The 22776-nt window shown below is 67.1% G+C and carries 23 protein-coding genes and 1 tRNA gene; 6 read left to right on the top strand and 18 right to left on the bottom strand.

The window, feature by feature from the left end; translation table 11 throughout:
- Window positions 1–8 precede the first annotated feature (8 nt).
- Window positions 9–677 carry an ABC transporter ATP-binding protein gene (locus tag ASF54_RS05480; protein ID WP_055959609.1) on the top strand — a complete coding sequence of 223 codons (669 nt, stop codon included), beginning with the start codon at window positions 9–11 and terminating at the stop codon, window positions 675–677.
- Here the strand turns inward: ASF54_RS05480 and ASF54_RS05485 are convergent.
- From ASF54_RS05485 to ASF54_RS05510, 6 genes are all read right to left on the bottom strand, one after another.
- Window positions 664–1617 (bottom strand): TolB family protein, encoded by a 954-nt coding sequence (locus tag ASF54_RS05485; RefSeq protein ID WP_055959611.1) that lies wholly within the window; start codon window positions 1615–1617, stop codon window positions 664–666. The genes ASF54_RS05480 and ASF54_RS05485 overlap by 14 nt on opposite strands.
- 86 nt (window positions 1618–1703) lie before the next feature.
- Entirely contained in the window at window positions 1704–2543 is an 840-nt protein-coding gene (locus ASF54_RS05490) for a carbohydrate ABC transporter permease (protein WP_055959613.1), read from the bottom strand.
- Window positions 2544–2546: 3 nt separating this feature from the next.
- Complete coding sequence (locus ASF54_RS05495) at window positions 2547–3557, bottom strand: carbohydrate ABC transporter permease (protein ID WP_055959614.1); 1011 nt, start codon at window positions 3555–3557, stop codon at window positions 2547–2549.
- Between the two features lie 41 nt (window positions 3558–3598).
- The gene (locus ASF54_RS05500; protein WP_055959616.1) at window positions 3599–4930 is read right to left on the bottom strand and encodes an extracellular solute-binding protein; all 1332 of its coding nucleotides are present in this window, start codon (window positions 4928–4930) and stop codon (window positions 3599–3601) included.
- 171 nt (window positions 4931–5101) lie between these two features.
- Window positions 5102–6250 carry a Gfo/Idh/MocA family protein gene (locus ASF54_RS05505; protein WP_055959618.1) on the bottom strand — a complete coding sequence of 383 codons (1149 nt, stop codon included), beginning with the start codon at window positions 6248–6250 and terminating at the stop codon, window positions 5102–5104.
- Window positions 6247–6987, bottom strand: a complete 741-nt coding sequence (locus tag ASF54_RS05510; RefSeq protein ID WP_055959620.1) for a sugar phosphate isomerase/epimerase family protein — start codon at window positions 6985–6987, stop codon at window positions 6247–6249. The genes ASF54_RS05505 and ASF54_RS05510 overlap by 4 nt, the downstream gene beginning before the upstream one ends.
- Window positions 6988–7200: 213 nt before the next feature.
- Between ASF54_RS05510 and ASF54_RS05515 the strand changes: the two genes are divergently transcribed.
- Together ASF54_RS05515 and ASF54_RS05520 are read left to right on the top strand one after the other, a co-directional pair.
- Entirely contained in the window at window positions 7201–8409 is a 1209-nt protein-coding gene (locus ASF54_RS05515; RefSeq protein WP_055959623.1) for an ROK family transcriptional regulator, read from the top strand.
- Window positions 8410–8535: 126 nt separating this feature from the next.
- Window positions 8536–9183, top strand: a complete 648-nt coding sequence (locus ASF54_RS05520) for a YqaJ viral recombinase family protein (protein WP_055962148.1) — start codon at window positions 8536–8538, stop codon at window positions 9181–9183.
- On the opposite strand, the gene ASF54_RS05525 is transcribed toward ASF54_RS05520, so the two are convergent.
- A complete protein-coding gene (locus ASF54_RS05525) occupies window positions 9125–9778 on the bottom strand; it encodes a Pr6Pr family membrane protein (protein ID WP_157510035.1) in 654 nt (217 codons plus the stop codon). The two genes, ASF54_RS05520 and ASF54_RS05525, sit on opposite strands and share 59 nt — an antisense overlap.
- Window positions 9779–9910: 132 nt before the next feature.
- Here ASF54_RS05525 and ASF54_RS05530 point away from each other — a divergent pair, with 132 nt between their 5' ends.
- Window positions 9911–10912 carry an NADP-dependent oxidoreductase gene (locus ASF54_RS05530; protein ID WP_055959626.1) on the top strand — a complete coding sequence of 334 codons (1002 nt, stop codon included), beginning with the start codon at window positions 9911–9913 and terminating at the stop codon, window positions 10910–10912.
- Window positions 10913–11943: 1031 nt separating this feature from the next.
- On the opposite strand, the gene rplA is transcribed toward ASF54_RS05530, so the two are convergent.
- The 5 genes from rplA to ASF54_RS05555 all read right to left on the bottom strand — a co-directional run bounded on the left by rplA (window position 11944) and on the right by ASF54_RS05555 (window position 14903).
- A complete protein-coding gene (gene rplA, locus ASF54_RS05535; protein WP_055959628.1) occupies window positions 11944–12633 on the bottom strand; it encodes a 50S ribosomal protein L1 in 690 nt (229 codons plus the stop codon).
- A gap of 80 nt (window positions 12634–12713) precedes the next feature.
- Window positions 12714–13145: a 50S ribosomal protein L11 gene (rplK, locus tag ASF54_RS05540; protein ID WP_055959629.1), complete on the bottom strand. Its 432-nt coding sequence runs from the start codon at window positions 13143–13145 to the stop codon at window positions 12714–12716.
- Between the two features lie 106 nt (window positions 13146–13251).
- A complete protein-coding gene (gene nusG / locus ASF54_RS05545) occupies window positions 13252–14334 on the bottom strand; it encodes a transcription termination/antitermination protein NusG (RefSeq protein ID WP_055959631.1) in 1083 nt (360 codons plus the stop codon).
- Between the two features lie 129 nt (window positions 14335–14463).
- Entirely contained in the window at window positions 14464–14745 is a 282-nt protein-coding gene (gene secE / locus ASF54_RS05550) for a preprotein translocase subunit SecE (protein ID WP_055959634.1), read from the bottom strand.
- Window positions 14746–14830: 85 nt separating this feature from the next.
- Window positions 14831–14903 (bottom strand) — tRNA-Trp (locus ASF54_RS05555).
- 225 nt (window positions 14904–15128) lie between these two features.
- On the opposite strand from ASF54_RS05555, the gene ASF54_RS05560 reads away from it, so the two are divergent.
- Window positions 15129–16346, top strand: a complete 1218-nt coding sequence (locus ASF54_RS05560; protein ID WP_055959635.1) for a pyridoxal phosphate-dependent aminotransferase — start codon at window positions 15129–15131, stop codon at window positions 16344–16346.
- A 43-nt stretch (window positions 16347–16389) separates the two neighbouring features.
- Here ASF54_RS05560 and ASF54_RS05565 read toward each other — a convergent pair whose 3' ends face one another.
- The 3 genes from ASF54_RS05565 to ASF54_RS05575 are packed head-to-tail and all read right to left on the bottom strand — an operon-like array spanning window position 16390 to window position 18364.
- Entirely contained in the window at window positions 16390–17499 is a 1110-nt protein-coding gene (locus ASF54_RS05565) for a UDP-N-acetylmuramate dehydrogenase (RefSeq protein WP_442855783.1), read from the bottom strand.
- Window positions 17490–17921 carry a MaoC family dehydratase gene (locus tag ASF54_RS05570; RefSeq protein WP_055959637.1) on the bottom strand — a complete coding sequence of 144 codons (432 nt, stop codon included), beginning with the start codon at window positions 17919–17921 and terminating at the stop codon, window positions 17490–17492. The genes ASF54_RS05565 and ASF54_RS05570 overlap by 10 nt, the downstream gene beginning before the upstream one ends.
- Window positions 17918–18364, bottom strand: a complete 447-nt coding sequence (locus ASF54_RS05575; protein WP_084815972.1) for a MaoC family dehydratase N-terminal domain-containing protein — start codon at window positions 18362–18364, stop codon at window positions 17918–17920. The genes ASF54_RS05570 and ASF54_RS05575 overlap by 4 nt, the downstream gene beginning before the upstream one ends.
- A 334-nt stretch (window positions 18365–18698) precedes the next feature.
- Between ASF54_RS05575 and ASF54_RS05580 the strand changes: the two genes are divergently transcribed.
- Window positions 18699–19547 (top strand): UbiA family prenyltransferase, encoded by an 849-nt coding sequence (locus tag ASF54_RS05580; RefSeq protein WP_055959639.1) that lies wholly within the window; start codon window positions 18699–18701, stop codon window positions 19545–19547.
- Between the two features lie 59 nt (window positions 19548–19606).
- On the opposite strand, the gene ASF54_RS05585 is transcribed toward ASF54_RS05580, so the two are convergent.
- The 3 genes from ASF54_RS05585 to ASF54_RS05595 are packed head-to-tail and all read right to left on the bottom strand — an operon-like array spanning window position 19607 to window position 22693.
- On the bottom strand, window positions 19607–20758 hold the full coding sequence (locus ASF54_RS05585; RefSeq protein ID WP_055959640.1) for an FAD-dependent oxidoreductase: 1152 nt from the start codon (window positions 20756–20758) through the stop codon (window positions 19607–19609).
- Complete coding sequence (locus ASF54_RS05590) at window positions 20751–21467, bottom strand: class I SAM-dependent methyltransferase (RefSeq protein ID WP_235480946.1); 717 nt, start codon at window positions 21465–21467, stop codon at window positions 20751–20753. Before ASF54_RS05590 ends, ASF54_RS05585 begins: the two co-directional genes overlap by 8 nt.
- Window positions 21464–22693, bottom strand: a complete 1230-nt coding sequence (locus ASF54_RS05595) for a type III polyketide synthase (RefSeq protein WP_055959642.1) — start codon at window positions 22691–22693, stop codon at window positions 21464–21466. The genes ASF54_RS05590 and ASF54_RS05595 overlap by 4 nt, the downstream gene beginning before the upstream one ends.
- Between the last annotated feature and the right edge of the window lie 83 nt (window positions 22694–22776).

The raw sequence follows: 22776 nt of genomic DNA on the forward strand, positions 1-22776 counted from the left end.
GGAACCCCATGTACACGCTAAAAGACGTCACCAAGACGTACGTGCAGAAGAAGCGCACCATCACGGCCTTGAACAAGGTCACCCTCGAGATCCCGACCGGTCAGATGGTCGCGATCCAGGGCCCCACCGGCGGCGGCAAGTCGACGCTGCTGCAGATGCTCGGAGCCCTCGACAAGCCCACCTCGGGCGAAGTGCTGCTGGGCGACAAAAAGGTGTCGGGCCTCGCGGAGTCGAAGCTCGCCGACGTCCGCGCGCAGGAGATCGGCTTCGTGTTTCAGAGCTTCAATCTGATTCCGACGCTGACGGCGCTCGAGAACGTCGAGACCGCCTTCGCGAGGTCGTCGATGTCGCGCGACGAGCAGAAGGCGAAATCGGCGGCGGCCCTCGAATCCGTCGGACTCGGCGAGCGCGGCGACCACCTCCCGGCCGAGCTCTCGGGCGGTCAGCAGCAGCGCGTGGCGATCGCTCGCGCGCTGGTCAAAGAGCCGCAAGTGCTCCTCGCCGACGAGCCGACCGGATCGCTCGATGAGACCACCCGCGACGAGATCATGGAGCTCCTCGAGGGCGTCTGGCGCGACCGGGGATTGACCTTCATCATGGTCACCCACGACTCGTCGGTGGCCCGTCGCGCCGAGCGTCGGCTCTATCTCAAGGGCGGCCAGGTCAGGGACGCGTAGCGAGGGGGTACGCGGCAGCAGCGAACCGCCGCGAATCGGGCGCCCATCCGGCCACGTTGATCGTGCCCTGGCCGCCGAAGAGCGGCAGCAGATCACGTGCCGTCTCGGGCAGCGGTTCGCCCCGGTCGAGTTTCATCACGCGCAGCACGACGTCACGGTTCTCCGGGTGGCCGAGCGTGCCGGCGCCGTAGGCGACGTAAACCAGCCGCGACTGGTCGGGCGACGGGTGCGGAAACCAGTCGACCGTGTCAGAGACGAGGATCCGCGACACGTCCGATCCGTCCGGCCGAATCCGCGCGAGCTGCGCGTGCCCCGCCTCGGTCGTGAACCGTTCGGTGTTGAACCAGACCCACGCGCCGTCGGGCGAAAACTCGGCGCCGTCGTCGGGGTGGGCGTCGTCGGTGACGAACGTCGTCGCTCCGTCGGCCACCGCCACCAGGGCGACGTTGGTGCGCCAGTCCGTCGTCCGCGACGTCGTCGTCGGGCGCGCGCCGACGATCACGGTGAGCGTCGAGCCGTCGGGTGAGACGCCGTGCAGGTAGTTCTTGTAGCCGCGGCCGTCCGGGTGCTCACGGGTGATCCGGCGGCCCGAGCCACCGTCGAACGGCACCTCGTAGAGATGGCCGTCTTTGGCGCTGACCACGATCGACGATCCGTCGGGCGCAATGCAGTGGTCGTTATTGATCTCGGGCACACCGGCAATTTCGACCGGCTCGAGCACACGGTCGCCGGCCTCGCCCCCGTTTTGTGCCGCGCCCCCGTCCACCCGGAGCCGCCAGAGGAGCCCGTCGCCGTTGACGACGAGCCACCGCCCGTCGGGGCTCCAGTTGGGAGCCTCGACGAGCACCTCGCCGCTCTCGAAGACGACCTCGGTCTCACCGGTGACGGCATCGACGATCAGGATCTGGCAGACCTGACCCGGGAGGAGTGTGCGTGGCATGGTGTCAGTCTGCCCTTCTGGGCCGGGTGGATCGGCGCTGTGCGGGATCCTTCGGTCTGGTGCTCGTCGGCCAGGCGTTCCGGGTACTACTTGACGGCACCCGAGGAGAGGCCGGTGATCAGGTGCTTCTGCACGAACATGAAGCCGATCAGGACGGGCAGCGAGACGACGACCGAAGCGGCCATGAGCTGGTTCCAGTAGACGTCTTGCTGGGACGAATAGGCCTGCAGGCCGATCGCCAGGGTGCGGGTGTCGTTCGACGTGAGCACCGAGGCGAAGAGCACCTCTCCCCACGCCGTGATGAACGCGTAGACCGCAACGGCGATGATGCCGGGCTTCGCGACCGGGATGATGACGCGGAAGAGCGCACCCATTCGGCCGGTGCCATCGATCATCGACGCCTCCTCGAGCTCCTTCGGGATGCTGGCGAAATAGCCGGTCAGCATCCAGATCGAGAACGGGAGCGAGAACGTCATGTACGTGATGATGAGGCCCGCATACGAGCCCGTCAGCTGAAGACCGGAGGCGTTGCGGATCTGGACGAAGATCAGGAACAGCGGCAGCAGGAAGAGGATGCCGGGGAACATCTGCGTCGACAGCACCACCAGGCTGAAAGGTCGCTGACCCTTGAACCGCAGGCGAGCCAGAGCGTAGGCCGCGAGAACGGCCATGATCACGCTGAGGATCGTCGCCGAGCAGGTCACGATCAGGCTGTTCTTGAAGTACTGCGCCAGCGGGACCGTCTCCCAGATGTCGAAGTACGGCTTGATGGTGAAGTTCGAGGGGATCCAGGTGAAGGCGCCCTGCACGTCGGCGAGGGGCTTGAGCGACGTCGTGACCACTACGTAGAGCGGCACCAGGACGACGATGGAAAGGAAGGCGAGTCCGAAGAATCGGAAGACCTTGAATCCGGGAGTGACGATCATGGCTTAGTCCTCTTCTCCGGGCTTCGGCTTCGGAAGCACCATGCGGATGTAGAAAGCGGAGGCGATCAGGAGCACGATCAGCAGCAGCACGCTCATTGCACCGCCGAGACCGAAGTTCCAGTTCGAGAACGACTGCTGGTAGATGAGGGGCGAGATGAGAGTCGCCTCCTTCGGCGACGCAGCGCCGAACAGCACGAAGGGCACGTTGAACTGGTTGAAGATCCAGAGGCCCATGATGAGCATCAGGACGGCGTTGGCCGGCTTGATCATCGGAAGCGTGATGCGGGTGAACTGCTTCCAAAGGCTCGCACCGTCGAGAGCGGCCGCCTCGTAGACGTCGCCGGGGATGTTCTGGAGCGCTGCCAGAAGCATCAGGAAGGCGAACGGCCACATCTGCCAGGCGGTCACGATGACGATCGCCCAGAAGGAGTTGCCGCCGAGCAACCAGAACGGCCGGTCGCCGCCGAACAGGTGGAGCTGATCGACCAGGAAGTGGTTGATCGCGCCGTCGGAGCGGTTGAACATGAACGCCCAGGCAATGGTGCCGACGTACGAGGGCAGGGCGTAGGGCACGAGGAACAGCGTGCGCAGGATCCCCCGGCCTCGGAACGAGGTGGTGAGGAGTACCGCGCCGAGCATTCCCATGCTCCACGCGATCGCCAGCACGATGATGGTGAACCCGATGGTGCGCCCCAGAGCCGAGTAGAACTCGGCCCCGATTGAGGAATTCGGGTTGAGCCCGTTGACGAAGTTCTGGAAACCGACGAACGGGGCATCGACCCAGTTGGCGATGCTGAGCTGGTTGAGCGTGATGAACGCGATCCAGATGCCCAGCACCATCGGCAGAAGGTGGATTAGGAGCTCGGCCAGGGCTGCCGGAGCGATGAGCCCGTAGGGCAGGAGCGAGGGGCGCTTCTTCTTGCGGGCGGGCCGCAGCGGAGCGGATTCGCTCCGCTGCGGCTCTTCCGGCAGACCACTCTCGGTCGACGCGGGAGGCAGGACGTTGAGGGTCATGACGGTTCCCTTCTAGTGCTTGTCTGTCAGTCGGATCGAGATCACTGGCTGGCCGTCATCTGGCTGTTGGCGTCTTCGAGAGCCGACTTGACGTCGGATTCGCTGACGTCCTTGCCCTGCGCGGCCTGCGCGAGCAGGTTCTTGATGGCCGTTCCGACGAGCGTCTCCATCTGGCCCTCACTGACCTGCAGCGGCATGGGCTGGGCGTGATCCTTGAGGATCTCCTGCTTGAGCTTGATCGCGTCGGTCTTGAACGCCGGGTCGTCATAGGCGTCGGTGACGACGGGGATGGACGCGAACGACTTGTTGAGGGACTGCTGCGCGGGAACGCTGGTCATGAACTTGACGAGCTTCTCGGACCCGGACAGGTTGCCCGTGTTCTTGAAGATCGACAGGTTGATGCCTGCGACGTGGCTCTGGGTACCCAGCAGCCCGGTTGCGTCTGCGGTCTCCATCGGGACGGGCGCCGCGGCGTAGTCCGTGAAGTTACGCGCTGCAAGCGAAGCCCCCGGCGCCTGGTCGAAGAACATCGCGGCCTTGCCGTCGGCGAAGGTGGCGGCCATGTCGGAGCCGTTCACGCTCTCGGCGTCGGAGGGGTTGACCACCTTGTCGGCGCCGATCAGATCGACCCACTGCTTGATGCCCTTGACCTCGCCGTCGGAGGCGAAGGTCGGCTTGCCGTCGGCGTCGTAGAGCGCTCCACCGTTCTGCAGACCCCGGACGAACGCCTGGTGCGCGTTGTTCGAGACGCTCGAGCCGGCCATCGTCACACCCCACTGGTCGATCTGCCCGTCGCCGTCGGTGTCTTTGGTGAGCTTCTTAGCGTCGGCCACGAACTCGTCCCAGGTCGCGGGCGGTGTGTCGATGCCGGCGGCCTTGAACATCTTCGTGTTGTAGTACATCGAGTACGACAACCCGTAGAGCGGCACCGACGTGGGCGCCTTGCCCTCGGCACCACCGGTGGCGTAGCTCGACGCGACGAACTTGTCTTTGCCGCCGATGGCCTTCAGCGCATCGCCCTCGAACGGCACGAACGCGCCGCTCGACTGGAGCGAGGTCGCCCAGGTGTTGCCGATCGACAGCACGTCTGGCCCGTCACCCGACGAGACCGCGGTGAGAATCTTGTTGTAGAGGTTGGTCCACGGGATGACCTCGATGTTGACCTTGATGCCGGTCTCGTCGGTGAACTTCGCCAGCTCGGCCTTGAGGACCTTCTGATCGCCCTGGATCGTCGGAGCTTGGTTGCTGGCCCAGTAGGTCAGCGTCTTGGTCGAGTTGGCATCGCCGCCGGAGGACGACGAGCACGCCGTCATGCCTCCGATAGTCATGGCGCCGACGGCAACTGCCGCCAGCCACTTCGTTGTGGTGCGCATTTTTTCTCCTGGTGTCTCTTCGTTGAGGGAGGGATGGAGCTTGGAGCTGTGTGGGATGGTTCCTGTCGTTCCGGTGGTGCCGTGCAGCTGAGGGACGGTAGTTCGGCAGTGCAGTAAGGGGGTCGAGAGAATCTCGGGCCGACCCGCTCGAGGCGGGTCGGCCCGAAAGGATCAGGTCAGTGTCGCGACAGAGGGATCCCAGTCAGCCGGGAGCTCGTCGGTGGGCTCAAGCGTCGACTCGACGACGACGCTCTCTCCCTTCTCGGCGGACTCGGCGAGCGAGACCATGATGTCGAGAACGTGGAAGGCGAGCTCTCCGGGAACGCGCTCTCGGCGACCCTCGCGGATCGCCTGGGCGAGCTCGGCCACCCCGGTACCACGGGTAAAGGTCGAGCCCTCGGAGGGGACCACCGTGGGCTCGTCGGCGCCGGTGTAGACGACCGTCTCACCCTCGAAGTTGTTCGGGTCGGGGAACACGGCCGTGCCCTCGGATCCTGCGATCTCGACGAAGCCGGCGCGAGGCAGCTTCGAGTCGAACGAGAAGATGCTCTGGGCGCTGGCGCCCGACTCGAACTGGATCAAGGCCGACACGTGCGTCGGCACCTCGACCGGGAACTCGGTTCCGGCCTTGGGGCCCGAGCCGATCACGCGGGTCTCGCGTGCCTTGGACGCCGTGGCGGTGACCTTGGCCACGGGGCCGAACACCTGCACCAGCGTCGTCAGGTAGTAAGGGCCCACGTCGAACATCGGGCCGCCGCCGATGGCGAAAAGGAACTCGGGGCTCGGGTGCCACGACTCGGGGCCGGCGACCTGGAAGAGGGTGAGGCCGGTGAGCGGCGTGCCGATGTCGCCGCGCTTGACGACCCGCAGACCGGTTTGGATTCCGGATCCGAGGAACGTGTCGGGGGCGACGGCGACACGCACGCCGCGGTCTTTCGCCGCCTTGATCAGCTGCGCTCCGCTCTCGCGGTCGAGGGCGTAGGGCTTCTCGCCCCAAACGTGCTTGCCCGCCTCGACGGCGCGGAGAGCCACCTCGACGTGCGCCTTGGGGATGGTGAGGTTGACGACGATCTCGACGTCATCGTGGGCGAGCAGGTCGTCGACGGAGCCGGAGCCCTCGACGCCCCACTTAGCGGCCTGGGCGGCCGCGCGGGGCTCGTCGAGGTCGGCGATGAAAAGCACCTTGAGATCGGGGAACCTCGTGAGGTTCTCGAGGTACTGGTCGCTGATGACGCCGGCGCCGATCACGCCGACGCCCACGGGGCCGGTCTTTCCCTCAGAGGCGACCGGCTTCTGCGTGGTGGTCGTGGCGTCGCTCATGCGCGGACCCCTTCGAGGTAGTCGAGGCTGTCGGCGAGGGCGGTGAAGATGTCGCCCTCGTGGTCGTCGAGCTCGACGACGGGCAGGGCCTGACGAGCCGCGCGCAGGATGTCGCGGACGGGCATGTCGCCCCGGCCGACGGCGACCTGCTTCTTGTCGTCGAAGTTCTTCGGGCCGTCTTTGATGTGGAGGAACTGCACCTTGTCGCCCAGGCGAGCGAGCAGCTCGGCCGCGTCGACGCCGCCGACCTCGACCCAGTAGGTGTCGACCTCGAGCACGACGTTCGCCGGCAGGGCCGCGGCGAAGACCTCGAGCGCCGGGACGCCGTCGATCTTGTTCTCGAGCTCGAACGCGTGGTTGTGGTAGCCGACCCGGAGGTCGTGCGCGGCCGCTTTATCGGCGATCTCGCCGAGCTCTTTCGCGATGCCCTCGACGTCTTCGCGGGTGATCCAGCGGGTCTCGTCGATGTGCGGGTCGATGATCGTCGTCACTCCGAGCCGCTTGGCTGCGGCGAAGATCGGCTCGAGGTCGCTGCCGATCAGCTTGACGTGGGCGCTCGGCGCGGTCAGGCCGTTGGCCGGAAGGTGCTCGGCGTACTCGTCGACGCGTTCGACGAACGAGTAGGGCTCGACCTGCGTATAGCCGATCTCGGCGACGCGGGCCAGAGTGCCGGGTAGGTCGTCGGCGATGGCCGAGCGGACGGTGTAGAGCTGGACCGAAAGGGGTGCGTTGGTCACCGTAAGAGTCTCCTCGTCGAAACGTGTTCGCCTGGTTTGAGGCGAATTCCGCCGCATCTGTCGCTGCGGAGTTGATCTCGAGGGCCCGGTTGAACCGGCGTTCCCTCGACCGGAACTCACACTAGGGTCACTTTTGTCGAGCGTCAAGCAAAAGGTGTCTTCCATTCGACATCTTTGCTCGTGACCGCTCGAAACCTGTGGTTTACTCCTGTTATGTCAGACGCCGCGCGGACGTCCGTCCTCGGTTCGACCGGGGCAGGCGACCTCTTCCAGCTCCTCCGCGACGGTCGCCCGCGCACTCGTGCCGAGCTCGCTGCCATCACCGGGCTGGCCCGCTCCACCATCGGCCTGCGCCTCGACGCCCTCACCAGTCTCGGCCTCGTCGGCCCCGTCGCCGATGCGATCTCGACCGGCGGGCGTCCCCCGTCACGCGTGGCACTCCTGCCGAGCGCCCGCGTCGTCCTCGCCGCCGACCTCGGCGCGAGCCACGCCCACGTCGCCATCACCGACCTTATGGGTGCCGAGCTCGCCAGCCACACCGAGCACCTCGAGATCAGCCTCGGCCCGGAGGCGGTGCTCGGCTGGATGGTCGAGCACACCGACGCCCTCCTCGAACGACTCGGCAAGACCCGGGCCGATCTCATCGCCGCGGGCATCGGGCTGCCCGGCCCTGTCGAGTTCAGCACCGGCCGACCGGTCAATCCGCCGATCATGCCGGGGTGGGATGCCTTCGACGTTCCCCGCTGGGTCAAACGCCACACCGAGAGCCCGGGTCGGTCGCCCCTTCCCGTCTACGTCGACAACGACGTCAACATCATGGCGCTCGGGGAGCGGACGCATTCCTGGCCCGACGTCGACCACCTCTTCTTCCTCAAGGTCGCCACCGGCATCGGCTCCGGCATCATCTCGGCAGGTCAGCTGCAGCGGGGTGCCCAGGGCATCGCCGGAGACATCGGTCACATCCCCGTCGCCCGCGGCGCGGGCATCTTCTGCCGCTGCGGCAACGAGGGATGCCTCGAAGCCATAGCCTCAGGCCCTGCGATCGCTGCGGCGATGCGACGGGACGGACACGACACGGCATCAGGATCCGACGTGCTCGACCTCGTCCGCAGCGGCGACCTCGACGCGGTGCGAGCGGTGCGGCAAGCCGGGCGCGACATCGGCGAAGTGCTCACCACCTGCGTGAGCCTCATCAACCCGTCCGTGATCGCGCTGGGCGGCTCGATGGCCGACGCCGGCGAGCACCTGCTGGCCGGGGTCCGCGAGGTCGTCTATTCGCGCTCGATGCCGCTGGCCACCGAGCACCTCACCATCGTGCAGTCGCGCGCCGCCGACAGCGCGGCGATCCTGGGAGCGAGCATGCTCGCGATCCACTACGCGCTCTCCCCCGAGGCACTCGACACGCTCGCGGCCGCTAACTGATCGCGCCGCCCACCCCCTTCGAATTCGAAGGAGATCTGCCCGGGTGACCGCGTCGGATCCTGATGCCTTCGTCGCGCGTCGGCCCTTTCTCCTTCGAATTCGAGGGAGAATAGTGGGGTGACGTTCGTGCAGACTCCCCTCTCCCTTTGGGACGACGAGGATCCCACGCGCCACCACTCCGCCCGCATCCTCGCCGACTCGTCGGATCGCGTCGGCTGGCTCCGCGCCCGCTCCCGCGGCATCACCGCCACCGACGTCGCGAGGCTCTCGAGTGCCGCCGCCGTGCGGGCCGTCGTGCTCGACAAGCTCTACGGCAACAGCTTCTCAGGCAACGCCTTCACCGATCACGGCCGAGCGCGCGAACCCGTGATCGCCCGCTGGGTCTCTCGAAACCACGGCATCGAACCGTCGAGCAAGCTCTTCCACGCGCGGGGTGAGACGCTCCACCTCGCGACTCCCGACGGCGTCGGCGAGCGGTCGTCCGGCGAGATCGTCCTGGCCGAGATCAAGACCACCGGCAAGACCTGGCGAAGCATCCCCCGCTCGTACCTCCGCCAGGTGTGGTGGCAGCAGTACGTGCTGGGCGCCGAGCGCACGCTCGTCGTCTGGGAGCGCCACGTCGACTTCGTACCGGTGCCGGGGCCGCCCGAGTGTCAGTGGGTCGAACGTGACGACGACCAGATCCACGGCCTCGTCTCGCTCGCCGATCAGGTCGTCAGCGAGCTACGCCGACCCGATCGAGACGCGTCGTATCCGCCCCCGTGGGCTCGATGACTCTGAATCGACTCAGCCAGATCACCAGCGCCGACATGCCGGCGATGAACGCGGCGATGCCCAGGCAGTAGAGCAGCACTACACCCCAGCCCAGTTCTTCGACGTTCAAGAACGGGTAGGGCACGAAGCCCTGACCGCGCAGGAGCGTCGCGACCAGCCAGATCACCGGGTAGACGAGAAACAGACCGAGGCGCCCCCAGGCGATGCGGGTGCGATCGCCGAAGAGGATCCACTCGAGAACGGCGAACAGCGGGATCCACTTGTGCAGGATGTCGTTCGACCACGGCACGTTGTAGTCGCTGACCGGGCCATTCGCGAGCAACAGGTTGTAGACGACTCCGGTGGTCGCGAGATACGTCGCAGTAGCCCCACGAGAGACGACGAGCCAGTGCGGCTGTGTCCCGCCTCGCGCGACGAACCCGGCTCCGAGGACGAATGTCACCGCGATCAGCAGGTTGCTCTGGATCGTGAAGTAGCCGAAGAAGTTGAAGAAGAAGAAATCGGGTGCCGCCATCGACGAGATCAGCTGAGCGACCACCGCGATGACGACGGCGAGAGCTGCCGCGAGCCGCAGCACGATGAAAAGAGCCTTCATCATCCGAGCGTATCGATAGTTTCCGCATCAGTGACACTCTCGAAACACGGCGGAATCATCGTGCCTCTTTACTGAAGGAACAGGGGGTGCCTCATCAGGGACGCCGCACGACCCCGACGAGAAAGGCCATCGATGACGACGACGACAACGGAAGAGGCCGTGGTGACGAGCACGATGCGCGCGGTGGTGATCACCGAGAACGGGGGGCCAGACGTCCTCGTGCCGAGGGAGATTCCGGTACCCGGGCGACAAGGATCCGAGGTGCTCGTCCGTGTCATCGCGGCGGGGGTGAATCCGTTCGACGCCGAGGCCCGGCGGGGGTTGGCCGGACACTGCGGCTCCCCCGAACTCCCCGCCGTACTCGGCTGCGACTTCAGTGGCGTCGTCGTCGAGAGCCCGTACCTCGGGCATGCACTCCAACCGGGCGTGGAGGTCTACGGCGTCGCCTCCGTGCCACGGTCGGCCGGAACCTATGCCGAGTACGTCAGCGTGCCGTCGCTCCAAGTGGCTCGCAAGCCAAAGTCGCTCTCGCACACCGAGGCGTCTGCTGTACCGCTTGCGGCCCTGACAGCCTGGGGACTCGTGGTCGACGTGGCCAAAGCCCACGAGGGGCAGCGCATTCTCATCCACGCCGCCGCCGGCGGGGTCGGACACTTCGCCGTGCAGTTCGCGGCGTACTTCGGCGCCCACGTCGTGACGACGAGTTCCGCCCGCAACACCGCCTGGCTCACCGAACTCGGCGCCGCCCAGACGAACGACTACACGACCGGCGACTTCGAAGATCACGTGTCCCTCGTCGATGTCGCGATCAATCTGGTCGACGACGATGCGATCGCGGCCCGCACGGTTGGAGTGGTCCGGCCCGGTGGCCTGCTCGTGCACGTTCCCGTCGGTGCGACAGCGAAGCGCGATGCCCTTGCCGGTCGCGCAACGGCCGCCGGAGTGCGCTTCTCCGACTACTCGATGGCCCCCGACGCGACCTGTCTCGCGATCATCGCCCGCCTCCTCGACTCGGGTGACGTCTCGGTCTACGTCGACGACGTCTACGACCTGGAGGAAGTCGCCGACGCCCACCGCCTGCTCGAGCGCGGCCACACGCGCGGCAAGCTCGTGCTCAAGGTGCAGGACGACTGAGCGGTTGGGCGAGGGCGAGTTCTCAGGCCCGTGGCGTCTTGGGTCGCGAGCGTGCGCAAAGCGGGGCCCGGCAGGCAGCCGGAGCCCGAGATGCGCACTCTCGCGGGTGGCCCGGGCACGGAGCTGCGGATCCTGCGTTCGCGCATCAGGCACCCAGCCCCGCTACGACGACAACACAAGGATCCGGCGCGCATCCGCGCCACCATTCCTGATCGACGCGCGACACCAACGCGCTCTCTCCGAACGTGTTCAGATTGGGGCCAGGCAAGCAGCCGAAGCCCGAGATGGGCACTCTCGCGGGTAGGCCGGGTGCGGATCTGCGGATCCTGTGTTCGCGAAACAGGCTTTCAGCTTCGTGAAACCAAAACACAAGGATCCGGCGCCCACCCACGCTCACACTCCTGAAGCACGCGCTATCCCGATGGCCCCGGACCAACCGTCGGGCGCGGATCCTGCGCTCGCGAATCAGGCATTTAGTCCGCGCAAAACCAGAGACACAAGGATCCAGCGCCTGCCCACGCTCACATTCCTGATCAACGTGCGACACCAACCCGCTCGCACCGAACGTGTCCAGGTTGGGGCCCGGCAGGCGGCGCAAGCCCGAGATGGGCACTCTCGCGGGTGGGCCGGGTGCGGAGCTGCGGATCCTGCGTTCGCGAATCAGGCTTCCAGCCCCATGACAACCAGAACACAAGGATCCGGCGCCCGCCCACGCTCACATTCCTGAAGGACGCGCTATCCCGATGGCCCCGGACCAACCGTCAGGCGCGGATCCTGCGTTCGCAAATCAGGAATCCAGTCCGCGCAAAACCAGAGACACAAGGATCCAGCGCCTGCCCACGCTCACATTCCTGATCGACGCGCGACACCAATCCACTCGCGCCGAACGTGTCCAGGTCGGGGCCCGGCAGGCATCCGAAGCCCGAGATGGGCACTCTCGCGGATGACGGGATGGAGCTCACTATGCGGCGCGCACCAGGCACGACGAAAGGCCCCCGCCATACGGCGAGGGCCCTTCTGAGATTCAGCGCTTAGAAGGCGTTGATGTCGAGGGGGATGCCAGGACCGAAAGTGGTCGAGACGGTGCCCTTGGTGATGTAGCGGCCCTTCGAAGAGGACGGCTTGAGACGAACGACCTCGTCGAGGGCGGTGTCGAGGTTGGCGTTGAGCTGCTCCTCGGTGAAACCGGCCTTGCCAATGACGAAGTGCACGTTGGAGTGCTTGTCGACACGGAACTCGATCTTTCCGCCCTTGATGTCGTTCACGGCCTGAGCGACGTTCGGGGTGACGGTGCCGGTCTTGGGGTTCGGCATGAGGCCGCGGGGCCCGAGGACCTTACCGAGACGACCGACCTTGCCCATGAGCTCCGGGGTGGAGACGGCGGAGTCGAAAGCCGTGTAGCCCTCGGCGACCTTGGCGATGAGCTCGTCGCCACCGACCTCGTCGGCGCCGGCGGCGATAGCGGCCTCAGCAGCAGCACCCGTCGCGAAGACGATGACGCGGGCGGTCTTGCCCGTGCCGTGGGGGAGGATGACGGTGCCACGAACCATCTGGTCGGCCTTGCGCGGGTCGACACCGAGCTTGAGGGCGACCTCGACGGTCGAGTCGAACTTCTTCGAGCCGGTCTCGCGAGCGACTGCGACAGCCTCGGTCGTGGAATAGAACTTGCCTGCCTCGATCTTCTCGGCAGCGGCGCGGTACGCCTTGGACTTCTGAGCCATTGTGAAATCTCCTGATTTCGAGAGCGTGGTAACGAGCCTGGCGGGCTCTCCCACTGAATGTCTTGGGGGTGGTCGAACGCCTACGCGTCGACGGTGATGCCCATGGAGCGGGCGGTGCCGGCGATGATCTTCGCCGCGGCGTCGATGTCGTTGGCGTTGAGGTCGGACTGCTTGGTCGTCGCGATCTCGCGGACCTGCTCCATCGTGAGCTTGCCCACCTTGACGGTGTGCGGCGTAGCGGAGCCCTTGGCGAGGCCAGCGGCCTTTTTGATGAGCTCGGCGGCCGGCGGCGTCTTGAGGATGAACGTGAACGAACGGTCTTCGTACACGGTGATCTCGACGGGGACGACGTTGCCGCGCTGCGACTCGGTCTGAGCGTTGTACGCCTTGCAGAACTCCATGATGTTCACGCCGTGCTGACCCAGAGCCGGGCCGATGGGCGGGGCGGGGTTCGCGGCGCCGGCGTTGATCTGAAGCTTGATCAGACCTGTGACCTTCTTTTTCGGTGCCATGTTCTTTTCCTTCTTGTGGGTGTCGAACTCGGTGCGGTTGCATCGGGCTCTCCCGGAATTGCGAGTGCAGGATCCGGTGGCTGAGAAATCTGGGGAGTGACCGGCTCTAGAGCTTGGTCACCTGGTCGAAGCTGAGCTCGACCGGCGTCTCGCGCTCGAAGAGCGAAACAAGCACCGTGAGCTTACCCGATTCGGGCTTGATCTCGTTGATCGTTCCGGGGAGGCCCGCGAACGAGCCCTCTTTGATCGTGATCGTCTCGCCGATCTCGAAGTCGACCTCGGCGGGGATGACGCGCTGAGCCGCCTTGCCGGCCTTGCCGGAGCCCTTGGCGGCCGGAACTGCCTCCTGCACCTGGACGAGGCTCTTCAGCATGTTGAAGGCCTCTTCGAAACGAAGGGGGGTGGGGTTGTGGGCGTTGCCCACGAAGCCGGTGACGCCCGGCGTGTGGCGGACGACCGACCAGGAGTCTTCGTTCAGATCCATGCGGACGAGCACGTAGCCGGGAATGCGAACGCGGGTGACCAGCTTGCGCTGACCGTTCTTGATCTCGACGACGTCTTCCATGGGAACTTCGATCTGGTAGATGAAGTCTTCCATCGTCAGCGAGACCATGCGGTTCTCGATGTTCTGCTTCACGCGACGCTCGAAGCCGGCGTAGGAGTGGATGACGTACCACTTGCCCGGCTTGCCGCGCAGGTCGTATCGGAAGGCCTCGTACGGGTCGACCTCGGCCTCGTCTTCGACCTCTTCGGTAACGACGTCGCTCTCGTCGGCGCCGAAAGCGGCCTCGACGTCGGCGTCTTGCACGGTCTGCTCGGACTCGGTCACGGCGTTGAACGTGCCCGCGGCGTCGCCCTCGGCCTGCAGCTCTTCTGCGTCGAGCTCGGCCTCGTCGTCGGTCGCCTCGACGGCGGCCTCGGCCTCGTCGAGTGAATCGATGTGGAGGGCGTCTTCGACGATGGCGTCTGCCTGCTCGTCTTTCGCCTCGTCGAGGGTGTCGAGCAGCTCGTCGAGCTCGGTCACGTCGGACGAACCGGACTCGTCGTCGATCGAGAGTGCCTCGTGCTCGGCCGAGTCGACGCTCGCTTCGTCAGCCGTCTGGGTCGAGCCCTCTTGGGTCTCTTCGACCTCGGAGGACTGCTCAGCAGCGGTGGCGAGGTCGATGTCGTCGCGCTCGTTCTTCGGCAAGGGTTCTTCTTCCGTTGGAATGGTGCGGGCTGTCTTCGGATTGCACAGACGCCCGGATCGTGAAATGAGGTCGGTTGGCGAGGATGTCGCTGAGGACGGTGTGCACAGACGCACTGCCACCTGAGCCGGCTACGTGGGATTGACTCCGTTGCCGAACACGTACTGGACGGCGAAGCCGAACAGCGTGTCGAGGCCGAACACGAGCGCCATCATGATGACGACGAAGGCCAGAACGACCAGGGTGAAGTTGACCAGCTCTTTGCGGGTCGGGGTGACGACCTTCTTGAGCTCGCTGATGACCTGGCGAAGGAACAGCGCGATGCGCGCGAAACGGCCACGGCTCACGGAGCTGTCTGCCTTCGCGATCGCGACTACGTCCTCATCGGGGACGTCTACGTCTTTTCTCGCCACGTGTCGTACTTGCCTTTCAAGCATCGCCCGGGTTGTCACGACCCGGATCGTTCGTCCGACCCGTGCGTCTGCACGAGTAGGGCTGCAGGGCGGACAGGACTTGAACCTGCAACCTGCGGTTTTGGAGACCGCTGCTCTACCAATTGAGCCACCGCCCTTTGGATAACGGAACCCGACGCCGCTCCTTCGACCCTCTGAAACAGAACTCCACCTGATTGCTGCGGGATCTGCTTGCCGTGGGCACGAAAGAGCTTGGAGGATTCCACCACCGCAGACAAGTGTAGGCGACCCACCCTGGGCAAGTAAAGTTGAGCCGCCTCGCGGTCTCGTGGCAGCGCATGTCCCCCTCGATGGACGAAGGGGCGCCCGGTAGGCTGGACGCCGTGAACAGCACCGACCAGAGCGCCCGCCTCCCCCGTCTCTCTGCGCGCATCGCCGCGATCGCCGAATCGGCCACTCTCAAGGTCGATGCCAAGGCGAAGGGCCTTCAGGCCGAGGGCAAGCACGTCATCAGCTACGCGGCCGGCGAGCCGAACTTCGCCACGCCCGAGCACATCGTCGAGGCGGCCGTCGTGGCGGCGCGCGATCCCAAGAACCACCGCTACACGCCCGCGGCGGGTCTTCCCGAGCTCCGTCAGGCGATCGCCGAGAAGACGCTGCGCGACAGCGGCACCCACGTCACGGCGTCGCAGGTCATCGTCACGAACGGCGGCAAGCAGGCCGTCTACCAGTCGTTCGCAGCGATCGTCGACGACGGCGACGAGGTGCTTCTCCCCGCCCCGTACTGGACCACCTACCCCGAGGCGATCAAGCTCGCCGGCGGTGTGCCGATCGAGGTGTTCGCGGGTGCCGAGCAGGGCTACCTGGTCACCGTCGAGCAGCTCGAGGCCGCCCGCACCGACCGCACTAAGGCGCTGCTCTTCGTCTCTCCTTCCAACCCGACGGGCGCCGTCTACTCGCGCGAGCAGACCCGAGCCATCGGCGAGTGGGCGCTCGAGCACGGCATCTGGGTCATCACCGACGAGATCTACCAGAACCTCGTCTACGACGGGGTCAAGGCCGTGTCGATCACCGAGGCCGTCCCCGAGCTGGCCGACACCACGATCCTCGTGAACGGGGTCGCCAAGACCTACGCCATGACCGGCTGGCGCGTGGGCTGGATGATCGCTCCCGCCGACGTCACCAAGGCGGCGTCCAACCTGCAGTCGCACCTGTCGTCGAACGTGTCGAACGTCTCGCAGCGTGCCGCACTCGCGGCGCTGACCGGTTCGCAGGAGTCCGTCGAGACCATGCGTCAGGCGTTCGACGTGCGCCGCAAGACGATCGTCGCCGAGCTCAACAAGATCGACGGCGTCGTGACGCCCACCCCCGAGGGGGCGTTCTACGTCTACCCCGATGTGTCGGGTCTTCTCGGCCGCACCTGGGGCGGTGTCACCCCGACGACCTCCCTCGAGCTCGCCGACCTGATCCTCGACCAGGCCGAGGTGGCGACGGTGCCCGGCGAGGCATTTGGTCCGAGCGGCTATCTGCGACTGTCGTACGCCCTCGGCGACGACGACCTCCTCGAGGGTGTGCGGCGGCTCCAGCGGCTGTTCGCCTAGCCCAGAGGGGGTGACCCGCCCCGAAGGGTGAGCTGCGGCCTACCTACAGGGACACACCCAGCAGAATCGGCTCCGGCTGCAATTCGACCCCGAACTCAGCCGAGACCCGACTCTGCACGTACCGGGCCAGCTCACCCACCTCGGCAGCGGTCGCGCCTCCGAGATTCGTGATAGCCAGGGTGTGCTTCGACGAGATCGCCGCACCGGAGCCCGGCAGACGGAACCCGCGAGGCACTCCCGCGTGCTCGATCAGCCAGGCCGCGCTGAGCTTGATACCGCCCTCGACGATCGGCGGCGGTGGCGCGGGCTGCTCACCGAGGGGCACAGCGACGTCGCGTGCCTCCGGCACGGTCTCCCAGCGCGGTGCGTCGGCCGGGATCGCTTCGAGGGCGCGGCGCGACACGATCGGATTCGTGAAGAAGGATCCGCTCGACGCCGTGTCACGATCCGTCGGGTCGAGGACCATCCCCTTCGAGGCCCGCAGTTCGAGCACTCGCGCCCGGACGTCGGCGAGCGGAACCCGCTCCCCCAGCTCGACTCCGAGGGCCTGGGCGAGCTGCGGGAAGGCGATCGGCTCGGAGAGCCCGCCGCCCCGCGACAGCTGGAACTCGACCGAGGTGACGACACCGGCACGAGGATCCGGCCCGGACGCCTTGAAGACACTCGTGCGGTAGTCGAGACCGAGGTTGGCGCGTGGGATCCTGACGAATTCGAGGCTGTCGGCGTCGAGGAAGTCGACGCTGACGACCGTCTCGGATATCTCTTGGCCGTAGGCGCCGATGTTCTGCACCGGGGCGGCTCCGGTCGAGCCGGGCACTCCGCTCAGCGCTTCAAAGCCCGCCCAGCCGTTCGAGACGGTCTGCTCGACCAGGGAGTCCCATGGCTCGCCTGCCGCGACCCGGATCGTGACGGTGTCGGAGGTCTCGGAGACGACCTCGACGCCGCGGGTGGCAACCTGGATGACCGTTCCGGGGAAGCCCTCGTCAGAGACGACGAGGTTCGAGCCGCCGCCGAGCACGAACCAGGGCTCGAGAGAGGAGAACGCCTCGCGGGCAGCCGCCAGCAGCTCGTCGTGGGTGGTCGCCACGATGAGGCGGTCGGGGCTTCCCCCGACCTGCATCGTGGTGAGGTCGGCGAAGGCGGTCACGCCCAGGCCACGCGCACCTGCGCCTTGCCGAGGACGGTCTGCCCCGCGAATGTCACGGTCAGGTCGACGCGAGCGCTCTTCGCCTCGGCGTCGAGCTGGCCGATCTTCGCTGACACAACGAGCTCGGCGCCCGTCTCGGCATCGACGGCGATGGGGCGGGTGAAGCGGACCTGGTAGTCGCTCACCCAGGCTCCCGCACCGGGGCCGCTGTCGCCCTCGAGCCAGTCGACGACCGGCTGAATGGCGGTGGCCATCGTGAGCATGCCGTGGGCGATGGCCCCGGGCAGCCCGACCGACTGGGCGAAGTCGTCGCGGTAGTGGATGGGGTTGAAGTCGCCTGATGCACCGGCGTACCGGACGAGCGAGTCGCGGGTGAGCGTGTAGGTGCGTTCGGCGACGACCTGGCCCACCTCGAGCGCGGCGCTCACTCGTCGCCCCGGACGACGAGGGTGGAGATAGCGGTGACGACGTGCTCGCCCGCCGTATCGAGCATGACCGATTCGGCGGTGACCATCGAGTGGCCCCCGAGCGACTTGACACTCGCGACCGTCAGCGTCGCCGTCAGCTCGTCGCCAGCGACGATCGGCCTCGTGTAGCTGAAACGCTGGTCGCCGTGCACGACCCGCGAGAAGTCGATGCCAGCATCGGGCGCGCTGAGCAGCTGCTGCAGGGTGTGCTCTTGCACGACCACGGCGAAGGTCGGCGGAGCGACGACGTCGCTGTAGCCGGCCGCGCGGGCAGCCTCGGGGTCGAGAGAGAGGCGGCTCGTCGAGGCGGTGGCGCGGGCGAACTCTCGCACCTTCTCGCGACCGACGAGGTACGGAGCCACCGGCGGAAAACTCCGCCCTTGGAGATCGGGGTTAACAGACACGACGTCAATTCTAGGCGGCCTGGATGGACGCCCGCGAAGCACGAGGATTCGATCGTCGGACCCCTGGTTTCCACGGCGGGTCAGGCGTACAGTGACGTCACGTCTGGGATGGTAACTCGACGCAAGCACCCGTTTCAGAGGGTGCCGCAGCGTTTCCCTCGGTGCTGATCCACCGTGGGCTCGACCTTGAGCCACCAGGGCTGCGACACCGTCCGGATGCGACAGGGTGCGCACCGCCGTATACCCCGGCGGGGCGCACCCTGGTTCGGACCGGATCCTCCCCGTGCGGCAGGGCGTCCCTTCCGAGACGATGGGGCCTCCTAGTGTTATCCCCATGCTTTCCAGGGCGAGGGATCTCGCGCTCTCCTCGCACCCGGGGCCGACCGCGGCCGTGACAGTGCTGTCGGCGCTGCTGGCGGCCTCGCTCGGTTACCCGACCGCCCGGATCCTCGTCCTCGCCGTGGCGGTCCTGCTCGGGCAGCTCTCGATCGGTTTCTCGAACGACTGGATCGACTCCGGTCGCGACCGGGCGACCGGACGGCACGACAAGCCGGTCGCGCAGGGCCGCATCAGTGTGCCGATGGTGCGCCGCGCCGCGATTGTCACCCTGGTCGCCGCCCTTGCCGTCTCGATCGCCCTCGGGCCCGCCGCAGCTCTCTGTCATCTCGTGCTGATCGCCTCCGGCTGGGCTTACAACGCCGGCCTCAAACGCACCCCCTTCTCAGTCGTGCCGTTCGTCATCGCCTTCGGGATCCTCCCCGATGTCGTCACGCTCTCCGGTCAGGAGGGGGTGCCCGCCGCGGGGTGGGCGACCGCGGTCGGAGCGCTCTTCGGCGTCGCTATCCATTTCACCAACGTGCTGCCCGACCTCGCGGACGATGCCGAGACGGACGTCCGCGGCCTCCCGCACCGGCTCGGAGCTCGGGTTTCGGGCGTCGTGGCGTTCGCGGTGCTCGTGGTCGCGTCCGTCCTGGTTCTGATCGGCCCGGTCGCGGGCGACAACGACCGGGGTGTCACCTTCCCGGCCGTATTCGGCCTCGTGATCTCGCTGGCGATCGCCGCCATCGGAATTCGGCGCGTGCTGACGATCCCGCCCGACCGTCTGCTCTTTCAGCTCGTGATCGTCATGTCGCTCGTCGTCGCGGTCTCGCTCGTGCTGAGCGGCGGTCGCCTCACGGCCTGACGCGCCGGACAGCCTGAGTCGCGGGACAGCCTGACTCGCGTCGGTGGCTCAAGGGCAATTCAGGCCCAGGCCATCGCGTAGGTGCGTGCCAAGACCCGGTTCGCGGGGCTGCCCAGCAGGATCCCGAGGCCGACGTCGCGGGCGGTGCGCCGCACTCCCGCTGACGGCCGGCCCATGGCCATGTTCACCTCGGCCTGCCTCGCTGCTCGACGTGCGCTGCGGAGCCGGTTCTGCTCGAACGCCTCCAGAGCCTCGAACAACGAGGTGTCGACGAGTTCGCGGCGGGCTCCCCTCACGAGGAGCGGTGCGAGCTCGGCGGCGTCGAGCCACCCGAGGTTCATGCCCTGCCCGCCGATGGGGCTGATCTCGTGGGCGGCGTCGCCGATCAAGACGACCCTGCCCCGCACGAGGCGCTCGGCGAGTCGACGGCGAGTGACGAATGCGCTCAGCATCGAGTTCGTCGCCGGGTCGACTCGCGTGCCGACCCGATCGCTGATGAGCGCGGCCACGTCGCCTACCGTCGGCCGCTCGAGGGGTTTTCCGGTGTGGGCGACGAACCGTCGTCGTCCGCCGGGAAGGGGGAACGACTCGACGACCCCGTCGCGCTCGAGGTGGATGACCGCGTCGTCACCCTCGCCGGTGTCGTCACGGAAGTCGCCCATGACGAACGCGTCGGAGTACGCCCGGAGAGCCGCGGGAATGCCGAGGAGCTTTCGAACGGCGCTTCGGGCTCCGTCGGCCCCGACGACGAATCGGGCCACCTCAAAGACATCACGGCCCTCGTGGCGCGCGTGAAGCCGCACGTGATGCGGGTCGACGTCGTCGATGGCCACGAGCTCCATCCCCCGCTGCAGGCAGTTCGGGGCGAGCTCGGCTAGGCGATCTGCGACGATCGCCTCAGTCTCGTGCTGGGGCAGGGAGGCGATGTAGTCGAACTCGGCGTGGACGGCGTCGAACGACACCGTGCCGAGGGTGCGGCCGCCACTCCGAGCGATCCCGCGGTGGATGTGCACGGCCTTCGCGGCGATGGCGTCGGCCACCCCGATCCGGCCGAACGCCTCCATCGACGGCGGGTGGATCCCGATGGCGCGGGAGAGCGGTGCGGGCCGCGTGCGCTTCTCCCACACGGCGACGTCGAGACCGGCCTCGGCCAGCAGAGCGGCCAGGAACACCCCGACCGGGCCTCCCCCGACGACCACGACGTCACGCATCGGCGTCTCCCGGGCTCAGCGTGAGCAACAGTCGAGCGGGCTGGAGTCGCTCCACACGCCAACCGCCGCTGACGCGCGACCGCAACTCGGCGGGCGTGTAGCTGCGGCGGATGGAGAGCAGGCCGTCCGGACGGATGAACGATCCGGCAAAGCCCACCCGGGTAACCGCGGAGTAGGCGGCATAGGCGGTGCGGCTCCTCGCGATGTCGTTGTGGATCGCCAGCCGACGGGCCAGGACTCGGCTGTCGTCGAGGAGCGCGGTCAGCTCGTCGCCGGCGAGGTGGTGCAGCACATGGTTCGAGACGACGACATCGAATACGCGGCTTTCCTCGACGAGGGCACGACTCGCCGTGCGCTCGTACCGGACGCCGTCGTCAGGCGGCAGGGACAGCGCGAAGGCGTGGGCACGAGGATCCGGGTCGATGGCCGTCACCGAGATCGGGTGGCCGTCGCGACGCGACCACGCCGCGAGAGCCCGAGCGACGTCGCCGCCACCCGAACCGATGTCGAGGACGGTCAGGGGTGAGGGGCTCGCGGTGGCGAGCGGTCGGATCCTGCGCTCGTAGATGCGTCGCCAGCCCGACACGACACGGTTGACGAGGGCGAAGTGCCGATAGGTGCGGTCGAGGGCGACCACGTCGCAGTCGGGATCGTCCATGAGCTCGAGCGCACTCGTCTCGCGGGCGCGAAGGGAGGGAGAGGAGCTCACTCGCCGCCCCGCAGGGTCAGCAGAGCCGTCTCGACGGTGAGACCCGGCCCGAACGCCATGGCACAGACCCGACGGGCCGGGCTGCCGGATGCACTGCCCCGATCGCCCGATTCAGCCGCTCGCGCTCCGGCCTCGGCCCCGACCGCCACGAGCTCGCATGTCACCGACGTTTCGGCGCCCACCAGCAGCTCGCGCAGCACGAACAGTACGGTCGCGCTCGACATGTTGCCGTGTTCGCGCAGCACCTTCCGTGAGGCGGCGACCTGCGGCTCGTCGAGGGCAAGCGCCGTCTCGACACGGTCGAGAATGCTGCGCCCACCGGGGTGAATCGCCCAGAAGGGCACGTCGGCCACCTCGAGCCCCGGCGACCTCGCCAGAAGAGACGCGACCGCCGCGCCGATGTTCTGCTCCACGATGCGCGGCACGTAGCTCGAGAGCACCATGTCGAAACCGTGGTCGCCGATCGTCCAGGCCATGTCGGCGGCGCCGTCGGCGATGATCGTGGTCTCGAACGCGTCGAGATCGAGGCGCGGTGACTCGTCAGGCCCGGCGTGCGCCGACCCGACGACGACCGCTGCGGCAGCCCCGTCGCCAAAGACCGACGCCGCGACGATGGCGTCGGGGTCGTCGTCGACGTGCAGGTGGAGGGAGCACAGCTCGACCGAAACCACGAGCACGACGGCGTCGGGGTCGAGGTCGCAGAACTGTGCGGCCATCTTGAGGGCGGGGAACGCGGCGTAGCAGCCCATGAAGCCCAGGTGGAAGCGCTGCACCGACGGAGAGAGGCCGAGCTCGCGGACGAGCACGTAATCGGGCCCCGGCGCGTAGAAACCCGTGCACGAGACCGTCACGACGTGCGTGATCTCGGAGACCGTGAGGTCGGGTACCGCGGCGATCGCCTTCCTTGCCGCCTCCACGAGCAACGGCTTCGAGTAGAGGGTGTACGCGTCGTTGCGGGCTGCCGTTCCAGGGTTGGAGACGATGCCCGAGGCGATGTCGAAGAGACCAGGGTCGGCGGCAACCGAAGGATCCGACGTCGACTTTCGTTGATCGAACTCGGCGAGAACGGAGTGCCGCGTGTCGATGGCCGACGCATTGAAGGCGGCGGTGACGAGGCGCCTGCCGAGTCGCCCATAGCCGGGTTGCTCTCGCAGGAGGTCGCGCAAGTCGGGCTGATGCACTGTCGCGGCGGGCGCCGCGGTCTCGATCGAGCGGATGACGGCCATGCGTCATGGTACGACCGCGCCAGGCTTTCGGCCCGCCGAGCCGGGCCGAGACCTCAACTTCGACGACTCTGCGGGCACTCGAG

The sequence above is a fragment of the Frondihabitans sp. Leaf304 genome (assembly GCF_001423105.1).
GTDB lineage: Bacteria > Actinomycetota > Actinomycetes > Actinomycetales > Microbacteriaceae > Frondihabitans.

Coding starts and splice junctions, on each gene's coding strand:
- ASF54_RS05480 (WP_055959609.1), top strand. CDS start 9: ATGTACACGCTAAAAGACGTCACCAAGACGTACGTGCAGAAGAAGCGC.
- ASF54_RS05485 (WP_055959611.1), bottom strand. CDS start 1,617: ATGCCACGCACACTCCTCCCGGGTCAGGTCTGCCAGATCCTGATCGTC.
- ASF54_RS05490 (WP_055959613.1), bottom strand. CDS start 2,543: ATGATCGTCACTCCCGGATTCAAGGTCTTCCGATTCTTCGGACTCGCC.
- ASF54_RS05495 (WP_055959614.1), bottom strand. CDS start 3,557: ATGACCCTCAACGTCCTGCCTCCCGCGTCGACCGAGAGTGGTCTGCCG.
- ASF54_RS05500 (WP_055959616.1), bottom strand. CDS start 4,930: ATGCGCACCACAACGAAGTGGCTGGCGGCAGTTGCCGTCGGCGCCATG.
- ASF54_RS05505 (WP_055959618.1), bottom strand. CDS start 6,250: ATGAGCGACGCCACGACCACCACGCAGAAGCCGGTCGCCTCTGAGGGA.
- ASF54_RS05515 (WP_055959623.1), top strand. CDS start 7,201: ATGTCAGACGCCGCGCGGACGTCCGTCCTCGGTTCGACCGGGGCAGGC.
- ASF54_RS05525 (WP_157510035.1), bottom strand. CDS start 9,778: ATGAAGGCTCTTTTCATCGTGCTGCGGCTCGCGGCAGCTCTCGCCGTC.
- ASF54_RS05530 (WP_055959626.1), top strand. CDS start 9,911: ATGACGACGACGACAACGGAAGAGGCCGTGGTGACGAGCACGATGCGC.
- rplA (WP_055959628.1), bottom strand. CDS start 12,633: ATGGCTCAGAAGTCCAAGGCGTACCGCGCCGCTGCCGAGAAGATCGAG.
- rplK (WP_055959629.1), bottom strand. CDS start 13,145: ATGGCACCGAAAAAGAAGGTCACAGGTCTGATCAAGCTTCAGATCAAC.
- ASF54_RS05580 (WP_055959639.1), top strand. CDS start 18,699: ATGCTTTCCAGGGCGAGGGATCTCGCGCTCTCCTCGCACCCGGGGCCG.
- ASF54_RS05585 (WP_055959640.1), bottom strand. CDS start 20,758: ATGCGTGACGTCGTGGTCGTCGGGGGAGGCCCGGTCGGGGTGTTCCTG.
- ASF54_RS05595 (WP_055959642.1), bottom strand. CDS start 22,693: ATGGCCGTCATCCGCTCGATCGAGACCGCGGCGCCCGCCGCGACAGTG.